At 66.2% G+C, this 9,411-nt stretch carries 10 protein-coding genes; 1 reads left to right on the forward strand and 9 read right to left on the reverse strand.

Features of this window, described 5'->3' with window-relative positions:
• Window positions 1-628 (forward strand): MarC family protein (locus AAG801_RS37120; RefSeq protein ID WP_341892929.1); only part of this gene is annotated, 628 nt, incomplete at its 5' end.
• 10 nt (window positions 629-638) lie between these two features.
• On the opposite strand, the gene AAG801_RS37125 is transcribed toward AAG801_RS37120, so the two are convergent.
• From AAG801_RS37125 to AAG801_RS37165, 9 genes are all read right to left on the reverse strand, one after another.
• Window positions 639-1,100 carry an EVE domain-containing protein gene (locus tag AAG801_RS37125; protein WP_341892930.1) on the reverse strand — a complete coding sequence of 154 codons (462 nt, stop codon included), beginning with the start codon at window positions 1,098-1,100 and terminating at the stop codon, window positions 639-641.
• Between the two features lie 153 nt (window positions 1,101-1,253).
• Window positions 1,254-2,417: an ABC transporter substrate-binding protein gene (locus AAG801_RS37130; protein ID WP_099793552.1), complete on the reverse strand. Its 1,164-nt coding sequence runs from the start codon at window positions 2,415-2,417 to the stop codon at window positions 1,254-1,256.
• Window positions 2,418-2,449: 32 nt separating this feature from the next.
• Window positions 2,450-4,306, reverse strand: a complete 1,857-nt coding sequence (locus AAG801_RS37135; RefSeq protein WP_341892931.1) for a long-chain fatty acid--CoA ligase — start codon at window positions 4,304-4,306, stop codon at window positions 2,450-2,452.
• Between the two features lie 8 nt (window positions 4,307-4,314).
• A complete protein-coding gene (locus AAG801_RS37140; RefSeq protein WP_153281762.1) occupies window positions 4,315-5,088 on the reverse strand; it encodes an ABC transporter ATP-binding protein in 774 nt (257 codons plus the stop codon).
• A 268-nt stretch (window positions 5,089-5,356) separates the two neighbouring features.
• Window positions 5,357-6,175 (reverse strand): ABC transporter ATP-binding protein, encoded by an 819-nt coding sequence (locus AAG801_RS37145; RefSeq protein ID WP_101491342.1) that lies wholly within the window; start codon window positions 6,173-6,175, stop codon window positions 5,357-5,359.
• On the reverse strand, window positions 6,172-7,248 hold the full coding sequence (locus AAG801_RS37150; RefSeq protein ID WP_341892932.1) for a branched-chain amino acid ABC transporter permease: 1,077 nt from the start codon (window positions 7,246-7,248) through the stop codon (window positions 6,172-6,174). Before AAG801_RS37150 ends, AAG801_RS37145 begins: the two co-directional genes overlap by 4 nt.
• A 7-nt stretch (window positions 7,249-7,255) precedes the next feature.
• Window positions 7,256-8,131, reverse strand: a complete 876-nt coding sequence (locus tag AAG801_RS37155) for a branched-chain amino acid ABC transporter permease (protein ID WP_099793559.1) — start codon at window positions 8,129-8,131, stop codon at window positions 7,256-7,258.
• Between the two features lie 21 nt (window positions 8,132-8,152).
• A complete protein-coding gene (locus AAG801_RS37160) occupies window positions 8,153-8,983 on the reverse strand; it encodes an AraC family transcriptional regulator (RefSeq protein ID WP_153281759.1) in 831 nt (276 codons plus the stop codon).
• A 113-nt stretch (window positions 8,984-9,096) separates the two neighbouring features.
• Window positions 9,097-9,411, reverse strand: a 315-nt coding sequence (locus AAG801_RS37165) for an alpha/beta hydrolase fold domain-containing protein (protein WP_341892933.1), incomplete at its 5' end; no start/stop codon positions are given.

A 9,411-nucleotide genomic window follows, 5' to 3' on the forward strand; every position in this document is an offset into this window, starting at 1 on the left:
GCCGCTGATCACGCTGCTGGCCATCGTGAACCCGCTGGCGATCGTGCCCTTCTTCATCCACTACACGCAGGACTACTCCGACGCCCAGCGCAAGCGCACGGTGCGCATGTCGGCGTTCAGCGCCTTCGTGGTCATTGCCGTCAGCGCGCTCATCGGGCTGCAGCTGCTGTCGTTCTTCGGCATCTCGATCGCGAGCTTCCAGGTCGGCGGCGGGCTGCTGCTGCTCATGAGCTCGATCTCGATGCTCAACGCGCAACCGGCCGAGAGCAAGACCAACGTCGACGAGTTGCGCGCCACCGAAGTGAAGGCGTCGATGGGCGCCTCCATCGCGGTGGTGCCGCTCACCATTCCGCTGCTCACCGGCCCGGCCGCGATCTCCACCGTGGTGATCTACGCCGACAAGACGCAGCACCTGTGGGAGCTGGGGCTGCTGGTCGGCTATGGCGTGGTGGTGGCGCTGGCGACCGCGCTGGCGTTTTCGCTCGCGCAGCCGATCGCGCGGGTGCTCGGCAAGACCGGCATCAACATCATGACGCGGCTGATGGGCCTGATCCTCGCGGCGCTCGCGGTCGAGGTGATGGCCGACGGGCTCGGCAAGCTGTTCCCGATCCTGTCGAAAGTCGCCTGAACAGCTTCGTTCAGGCCAGCATCTTTTCGATGACCTTCCAGTGCGCCGGCTCCACCGGCGTGATCGATAGCCGGTTGCCCTTGCGCAGCACGACCAGGTCGGCCAGCTCGGGCTTGGCGCGCAGCTCGGGCAGCGACAGCAACCGCGTCTTGCGCAGCGCCTGCACGTCGACCAGCAACCAGCGCGGATCGTCCGGCTTCGCACCGGCGTCGTAGTACGGCGACTTCGGGTCGAACTGCGTCGGATCGGGTTGGATGCCCGAGGCCACGCGCGCGACACCGGCAATGCCGGGCTCGGGGCAGCTCGAGTGATAGAACAGCACGCCGTCACCGACCTTCATGCCGTCTCGCATGAAGTTGCGCGCCTGGTAGTTGCGCACGCCGGTCCACGCCACGGTGGCACCGGGCGCGGCGAGGGCATCGTCGATCGAGACCTCGTCGGGCTCGGATTTCATCAACCAGTACTGGGGCATGGCGGGCTCACGCTGAGAGTTCGCCGCAAATATAAACCTGCGCGCCCAGATCGTGGAACACCGCGGAACCGGCTTTGCCGGGCCGCAGGTGTTGCCCCCGGCGAGGGGGTTGGAGAAGCGACACGCAGTGCGCGAAGCCTGGGGGAGTACCAGTTATGGCGTCACGTAGTCGGAGACGACGACCCACTTGCCGTCCTTGATCTGCGACAGCCGCGACTGGTCGTTGCCCAGGCGCTTGGTGGCGGTGTAGGTGCTCTTCGGGCTGCCGAACATGTCGGGCTCGAAGGTGATGCCGTCCATCGCCTTGATGAAGCTGTCGGTCGTCAGGTTCGGGCCGGCCTTGGTGGCGGCCTTGATGAACGAGTCGATGATCACGTAGCCGTACACCGAGAACACGGTCGGGTCTTCGTTGAACTTGGTCTTGTACTTGTTGGCCCAGAAGCGCAGCGGCTGCGACTGCTCGTCGGTGTAGGGGTTCTGCACGGTCATGGTGGCGTACACGCCGTCCATGGCCTTGCCGCCGAGCTTGTGGATCAGGTCGGTATACGCCGCACTCGACCCCAGGAAGGTCGGGTTGAAACCAGTCTTGCGCGACTCGCCCACGGTGCCGATGGTCTCGCGGATGATGGTGCCGAGCACCACGAGGTCGCAGTTGGCGGCTTTCATCTTCGCGACCTGCGAGCTGAAGTCGGTGGCGCCGCGCTTGAACGAGGTCTTCTCGGCCAGCTCCATGCCCGAGGCCTTCAGGCCGGCCTCGGCGCCGCGCTGCACCTCGAGGCCGAACTCGTCGTCCTGGTAGATCGTGCAGACCTTCTTGGCGCCCTTGTCCTTGATCATCTTGGGCAGCGCCAGGCGGATCTGGTCGTAGTAGGTGGCCGCGAACGAGTACTTCAGCCGGTTCAGCGGCTCGTACATTTCGCGCGCCGCGGTGATGGGCATGTAGTTGACGACGTTCTTGTCGAACTGCACCGGCATCGCCGCCATGTTCTGCGCCGTGCCGATGTGGCCGGCCATGATGAAGATCTTTTCCTGGTTGACCAGCTTCTGCGCCGCCAGCACGGCCTTCTTCGGGTCGTAGCCCGAGTCTTCGACGAAGAGCTTGAGCTTGCGGCCGTTGAGCGTGCCCTGCTCGTTGAGCTCGTCCACGCGCAGCTGCATGCCGTTGCGCGCCTGCTTGCCGAAACCCGCCAGCGGACCCGACAGATCCTGGATGGTGCCGATGCGGATCTCGTCCTTCGTCACGCCCTGCTGCGCCGACGCGAGCGTCGCGATCAGGCCCAGCACGGCCAGCGTCGTCAATGTCTTGAGCTTCGTCATAGCGTTGTCTCCTCGGGTTGGCAAAAAAGAGGTCAGCGGTACATGGCGTCGATGCGCGCCGCGTATTTGGTCTGCACCAGCTTGCGCTTGAGCTTCATCGTCGGCGTGAGTTCCTCGTCCTCGGCGCTCAGTTGCGTCTCGAGCAGGAAGAACTTCTTGATCTGCTCGACGCGCGCGAACTTGGCGTTGACGCGATCGATCTCGCCCTGGATCAGGTCCTGCACTTCCTGCGTGCGCGTCAGGCTCTCGTAGTTGCTGAACGGCACGTCGTGGTCCTGCGCAAACTTTTCGACGTTCTCCTGGTCGATCATGACGATCACCGTGAGGTAGGGCCTCTTGTCGCCGATCACCACGGCATCGGTGATGTAGAGGCTGAACTTGAGCTCGTTCTCCAGCTCGCTCGGGGTCACGTTCTTGCCGCCTGCCGTGATGATGATGTCTTTCATCCGGTCGGTGATGCGGAAATACCCGTCCTCGTCCATCACGCCCACGTCGCCCGTGTGCAGCCAGCCGTCGGCGTCGATCGTCTCGGCGGTTTTCTCGGGCAGATTCAGGTAGCCCATGAAGACGTTGGGGCCGCGCACCAAAATTTCGCTGGTGGCCGGATCGATGCGCACCTCGTTGTAGCCCGTGGCCGGGCCGATGGAGCCGGGCTTGATGCGGGTGACGGGCACGGCGGTGGAGGCGCCGCACGACTCCGTCATGCCCCACACCTCGAGCATGGGCACGCCCAGCGCGAGGTACCACTTGACCAGCTCGGGTGAAATGGGCGCCGCGCCGGTCACGAGAAAGCGCGCGCGGTGGATGCCGATGAGCTTGCGCGCGTTGTCCAGCGCCAGCAGCCGTGCGAGCCGGAACTTGAGGCGCAGCCCCGTGCCGATCTCCTGGCCGGCCAGCACCTTGTTGGCGATGGTCTCGCCCACGCCGATGCTCCACTTGTAGGCGGCCTGCTGCAGCGGACTGGCCTCTTTCAGCGCGATCATCACGCCCGAATAAAACTTCTCCCACACGCGCGGCACGCCCGTGAACACCGTCGGCGCGATCTCGCGCACGTTCTCGGGCACCGTCTCGGGGTTCTCGACGAAGTTGAGGATCGAGCCGGTGTACATCGCGAAGTACTCGCCGCCCATGCGCTCGGCGATGTGGCACAGCGGCAGGAAGCACATGCGCTCGTCTTTCTCGTCCTGCGCGATGAGCGTGTTGTAGCCGCGCGCGGTGTACACCAGCCCCGCGTGGCTGTGCATCGCGCCCTTGGGCTTGCCGGTGGTGCCCGACGTGTAGACGAGGATGGCGAGGTCTTCGGGCCGGCAGGCGGCCACGCTGCGCTCCACCGCCTGCGGGTCGCCCGCCAGGTGCGTGCGGCCGAGGGCGCGCAGCGCATCCAAACTCATCACCGCCGGGTCGTCGAGCTCGCGCAGGCCTTCCATGTCGAACACGACCACGCGGCGCAGGCCGGGCAGGCGGGTGCGCACCTCGAGCGCCTTGTCGAGCTGCTCGTCGTCTTCCACGAAGAGCACGGTGGTGCGCGAGTCTTCGCACAGGTACTCCACCTGTGAGGCGGCGTCGGTCGGGTAGATGCCGTTGGAGACACCGCCGCAGCTCAGCACGGCCAGGTCGGCCAGCACCCACTCGATGACGGTGTTCGAAAGAATGGACGCGCACTCGCCGCGCGTGAAGCCGATCGCCTGCAGGCCGGCCGCGATTTCGCGCACGGCCTCGGCGGTCTGGCGCCAGCTCCAGGCGCGCCAGATGCCCAGCTCCTTCTGCCGCATCCAGATGTTGTCGCCGCGCTGGCGCACGGCGTTCCAGAACATGGCCGAGAGCGTGTCGCCCGGCACGAGGATGTCGTGGCCGGGTTCGATGGTTCGAAGATCCCAGAGTCCTTGCATGGCGACGGCTACCTCCAGGTCTTCTTCTTTTTCCAGCGTCGCTCGCCGCGCACGCCGTCGTCCTTGACACCGAGGTAGAACTCCTTGATGTCGTCCTTCTCGCGCAGGCGTTCGCACGAGTCTTCCATCACGATGCGTCCGTTCTCCAGCACGTAGCCGTGGTCGGCGGCGTTGAGCGCCATGTTGGCGTTCTGCTCCACCAGCAGGATGGTGGTGCCGCGCTCGCGGTTGATGCGCACCACGATCTCGAAGATTTCCTTCGTGAGCTTGGGGCTCAGGCCGAGGCTGGGTTCATCGAGCAGGATGAGGTGCGGCGCCGCCATGATGGCGCGCGAGATGGCCAGCATCTGCTGCTGCCCGCCCGAGAGCAGGCCGGCGTCCTGCGTGGCCCGCTCGCGCAGGATCGGGAAGTAGGTGAAGACGGTCTCGATGTCCCGCGCCACGCCGTCGCGGTCCTTGCGCGTGTAGGCGCCCATCAGCAGGTTGTCTTTCACCGAGAGCAGCGGGAACACCTCGCGCCCTTCGGGCACATGGCTCAGGCCCTGCTGCACGATGAAGGCGGGGTCTTTGGCCGTGATGTCGTGGCCCTGGAATTCGATGCTGCCCTTGCGCGGATCGATGATCCCGGAGATGGTCTTGAGAATCGTCGTCTTGCCCGCGCCGTTGGAGCCGAGCACCGTCGCGATCTCGCCCTTGCGCACCTTCAGGCTCACGCCGCGGATGGCCTTGATCGGACCGTAGGCGCTTTCCACGTTGAGCAGTTGAAGCACGACGTCGCTCATGCGCGCACTCCCGAGTTCAAGGCAGAACGCGCAGAGCCATCACGCCACAGCCAAGCCCGGTGTGCGGTGCGGCGTGGGCGCCCCCTCTGTGCCGCCGAGGAGCGCAGCGTTTCGCGGATCAGGGCTCGCAGCTGTTTGAGCGAAGCGAGTTCTGCGAGACCCCGCGAAACGCGAGCACCGCAGGGGAGCCGCGAAGCGGCCGGCACAGTGGGGGCGACCGCGCCGTGCCGCGCACCGGGCGCCTCCACAGAGCAAACGGGCAAAGCGCTCATGCCACAACCCTCCGAAGGCTGCTCACGTCATCCACAGTCCCAAGGTAAGCCTCGATCACCCGCGCATCCGCCTGCACCTCGCGCGGAGACCCGGTCGCCAGCACCTCGCCCTGGTTCATCGCCAACACGCGATCCGACACCTTGGAAACCAGCGACATGTCGTGCTCGACCATCAGCACCGACACCCCCAGCTCGTGCTGAATGTCCTGAATCCAGAACGCCATGTCCGCCGTCTCTTCGACATTGAGTCCCGAAGAAGGCTCGTCGAGCAGCAGCAGCTTGGGTTCGGTGCACAGCGCGCGTGCCAGCTCCACCACCTTGCGCACGCCATAAGGCAACCCAGCCACCATCGAGTCGCGGTAGTGCTGCAGGTCGAGCAGGTCGATCACCTGCTCCGCCTTCTCGCGCGCGGCGATCTCGGCGCGGCGCGTGGCCGGCGTGAAGAACACCTCGCTCCAGAAGCCCGTCTGCCGGTGCGTGTGGCGCCCGATCAGCAGGTTGTGCAACACGGTCGCATGCTCGAACAGCTCGATGTTCTGGAAGGTGCGCGCAATGCCCAGTGCCGCAATGGCGTGCGGCGCCTGCTGCGTGAGCGCGATCGGTCCACCCGCCTCGCCATGCCAGGTGATCTCGCCGGTGGTCGGCGTGTAGATGCGGCTGATGAGGTTGAATACCGTCGTCTTGCCGGCGCCGTTCGGGCCGATGAGCGTGAACACCTCGCCGCGCCGCACGTCGAAGCTCACCTTGTTGACCGCGAGCACGCCGCCGAAGCGCACGCTCAGGTCCTTGGCCGACAAAAGAATGTCGTTGCTCATCTCAGCCGATCCGATTTGGTGAACGACTTCTGCCGCTTGAACAAGCCCTTGCGGTAGAACGGGAAGAGCTGCAGCCAGGTGCGGATCTTCAGCCAGCGCCCGTACAGCCCCAGCGGCTCGAACAGCACGAAGGCGATCAGCACCAGGCCGTACACCAGCCCCTGCAGGCCGGGCGCCTGGCCGACGACGGCCGGCAGCCAGTCCTTGCCCATCGAGATCAGCTGCGGCATCGCGATGAGAAAAATCGCACCGAGGAACGCGCCGTGCACCGAGCCCAACCCGCCGATCACCACCATCAGCAGCAGGTCGATCGACTGCAGGATGTTGAACTGGTCCGGAGAGATGAAGCTCAGCTTGTGCGCATACAGCGCGCCGCCCAGCCCCGCGAGCGCGGCCGAGATCGCGAACGACATCGTCTTGTAGCGCGCCAGGTGGATGCCCATGCTCTGCGCCGAAATCTCCGAATCGCGGATCGCCACGAAGGCGCGCCCGGTCGGCGAACGCAGCAGGTTCAGGATGCCCAGCGTGGAGATCACCGCGACCACCAGGCACAGAAAGTAGAAGCCTTCGCCCGAGCCCAGCGACCAACCGAACAGCTGCGGCGACTTCACATGCAGGCCCGCGTTGCCGCCCGTCACGCTTTCCCAACGCGCGAACACTTCCTCGACGATGAAGCCGAACGACAGCGTCGCGATGCCCAGGTAGATGCCCTTCACGCGCAGCGCCGGCAATGCCACCACCACGCCCACCGCCGCCGAGAGCGCGGCCGACGCGAGCAGCGCGAGCGGGAACGGCACACCCATGTTGGTCAGCACGCCCTGCGTGTACGCGCCCGTTCCGAGAAACGCCGCATGCCCGATGGAGAACTGCCCCGTGAAGCCCGCCAGCAGCATCAGCCCCAGGCCGACGATGCCGTAGATGAGCACGAAGGTCAGCTGCGCGAGCCAGTACTCGTCGATGACCCACGGCGCGACGAGCAGGAAGGCCACGAGCAGGCTGTACCAGAGCACATGGCCGCCGTGCCGCGCAAGGCGGATGTCCTGGTCGTAGCTGGTTTTGAAGATGAAGCGCATATGAGACTTACACCTTCTTGCGCAGCTTTTCGCCGAAGAGGCCGTTGGGCTTGATCGTGAGCATCAGCAGCACCACGATGTACGGCGCCGTGTCCTTGAAACCGTCGGGCAGATAGAAACCCGCGAACGACTCGACGATGCCGATCACCAGCCCGCCGACGATCGCGCCCGGCAGGCTGCCGAAGCCGCCCACCACCGCCGCCGGAAAAGCCTTGAGCCCGATGAAACCCATGTTGGCGTGCACGAAGGTGATGGGTGCGAGCAGCAGGCCGGCAATGGCCGCCACCGCTGCGGCGAGCCCCCACACCAGCCCGTTGAGCCGCTTCACCGGAATACCCATGTAGTAGGCCGCGAGCTGGTTCTGTGACGAGGCCTGCATCGCGATGCCGAGCTTGCTGTAGCGGAACATCGCGAACAGCAGCCCGCACAGGATGGCGGTGGCAATGATGATCACGAGCTGCTCGAGGTTCACCACCAGCTCGCCGAGCTTCCAGATCTGGTCCTTGTAGGGCACGGCCAGCGTGTGGGTGTCGGTGCCGATGCCCGGCACCATGGTGATGAGGCCGCGCGCCACGTACGCAATGCCGATGGTCAGCATTACGATGGAGAACTGCGGCTGCCCGAGGATCGGGCGGATCACCACCAGCTCGAGCAGCACGCCGAAGGCCGCCATGGCCACCACGGCCAGCAGCGCCGCGAGCCAGAACGGCATGCCGAACAGCGACATGCCCGCGAAGGCACCGAACGCGCCGAGCATCATCAGGTCGCCCTGCGCGAAGCTCACCGTTTCGGTGGCCTTGTAGATCAGCACGAAGCCGAGTGCGATCAGGCCGTAGATGCAGCCTTGCGCGATGCCAGACAGCAGGAGTTGGAGGATCTGCATGCGTTGCCGTCCCGCGCGCCGTTACTGCCGGAACCCGCCGGCCGCGTCGTGCAGCGCGAGGCGGCGCGAGCCCGCCACGATGTCGCTGGGCTTGAGCCCGTAGACCTGGCGGATCGAATGGCTGAAGTGCGTGGAGTCGGGGTAGCCGGTGTCCAGCGCGATGTCGGTGAGCGTGCCGCTCTGGTGCACGTAGCGCAGCAGGCTGCGCGCGCGCTTCCAGGCACGGAAACCGCGAAAGGCCATGCCCGTCTCCTGCTTGAACAGATGCAGGAAGCGCGAGAACGACAGGTGCACCGAGGCCGCGCAGTCTTCCGCCGAGGCGGGCGCGGCCGGGTCGGCCACGAGCATGTCGACCACCTTGCGGATGCGCGCATCGAGCGGGCGCGGCGTGAGCGGGCCGTCGAAGAACAGCGCGTCGAAATCGAAGCCGTCGAAGTCGATGCCGCGCGCCGAGGCGGCCAGCAGATGGGCATGGGCCTCACGCATGCGCTGCACGAAGGCAGGCGCATCGACCGGGCCGCAGTGCTGCAAGAAGGCCGGCATGCGTGCGGGATCGACCGACTCCGATTCGATCAGCAGGTTGAAGATCAGCGGGCACGCGCTCTCGACCTGGTGCGGCACGTGCGGCGGCACCACGATGAACTCGCCGCTCTGCCAGGCACCGCCGCCAATGCGGATGCGGTTGGGCGGCGCACCGGCCGGCGACACGTACACGCCGTGCCCACCCATCGCGCGCTCGGCGGCGGCGCCGAGCAGCCCGGCGTAGAAGACGCGCTGCGGCGTGAGCCACATGAGGCGTTCGCCCTGCCGTGCATCGCCGCCCGAAGGCGTCGACGTCCTGGTTCGCTGCATGGTGTCTGTCTCCTGCATCGGTCGACGACGTCCGACCGGGGGGTGGCGTCGTGTTCGCTGGATCGTAGCGGCGAGGGCCCTGAGCGCGGCATCCATTTGCGCGGGGACTTTCCCTAGGCCGACGCGAACGCGCGGCGCAGTTCGGCGGCGCACAACGCGACCGCGGTGTGGGCCTCGTCGAGCACCTTGCCCATGGTGATGAAGCCATGGATCTGGCGCTCGAAGCACACGTAGTTCGCGCGGTTGCCGGCGGCCGTGAGCGCTTCGGCATACGCCGCGCCTTCGTCGCGCAACGGGTCGTAGCCGGCCGTGAGCACGAGTGCGGGCGGCAGGCCTGCGAGGTCGGTGTGCAGCAGCGGCGAAGCGCGCCAGTCGAGGTCGTGCGCCACGTCGGTGATGTAGTGGTCGTGGAAGTAGGTCATCGTGTC

This window comes from Variovorax sp. YR752 (genome assembly GCF_943372545.1).

Coding starts and splice junctions, on each gene's coding strand:
- AAG801_RS37125 (WP_341892930.1), bottom strand. CDS start 1,100: ATGCCCCAGTACTGGTTGATGAAATCCGAGCCCGACGAGGTCTCGATC.
- AAG801_RS37130 (WP_099793552.1), bottom strand. CDS start 2,417: ATGACGAAGCTCAAGACATTGACGACGCTGGCCGTGCTGGGCCTGATC.
- AAG801_RS37135 (WP_341892931.1), bottom strand. CDS start 4,306: ATGCAAGGACTCTGGGATCTTCGAACCATCGAACCCGGCCACGACATC.
- AAG801_RS37140 (WP_153281762.1), bottom strand. CDS start 5,088: ATGAGCGACGTCGTGCTTCAACTGCTCAACGTGGAAAGCGCCTACGGT.
- AAG801_RS37145 (WP_101491342.1), bottom strand. CDS start 6,175: ATGAGCAACGACATTCTTTTGTCGGCCAAGGACCTGAGCGTGCGCTTC.
- AAG801_RS37150 (WP_341892932.1), bottom strand. CDS start 7,248: ATGCGCTTCATCTTCAAAACCAGCTACGACCAGGACATCCGCCTTGCG.
- AAG801_RS37155 (WP_099793559.1), bottom strand. CDS start 8,131: ATGCAGATCCTCCAACTCCTGCTGTCTGGCATCGCGCAAGGCTGCATC.
- AAG801_RS37160 (WP_153281759.1), bottom strand. CDS start 8,983: ATGCAGCGAACCAGGACGTCGACGCCTTCGGGCGGCGATGCACGGCAG.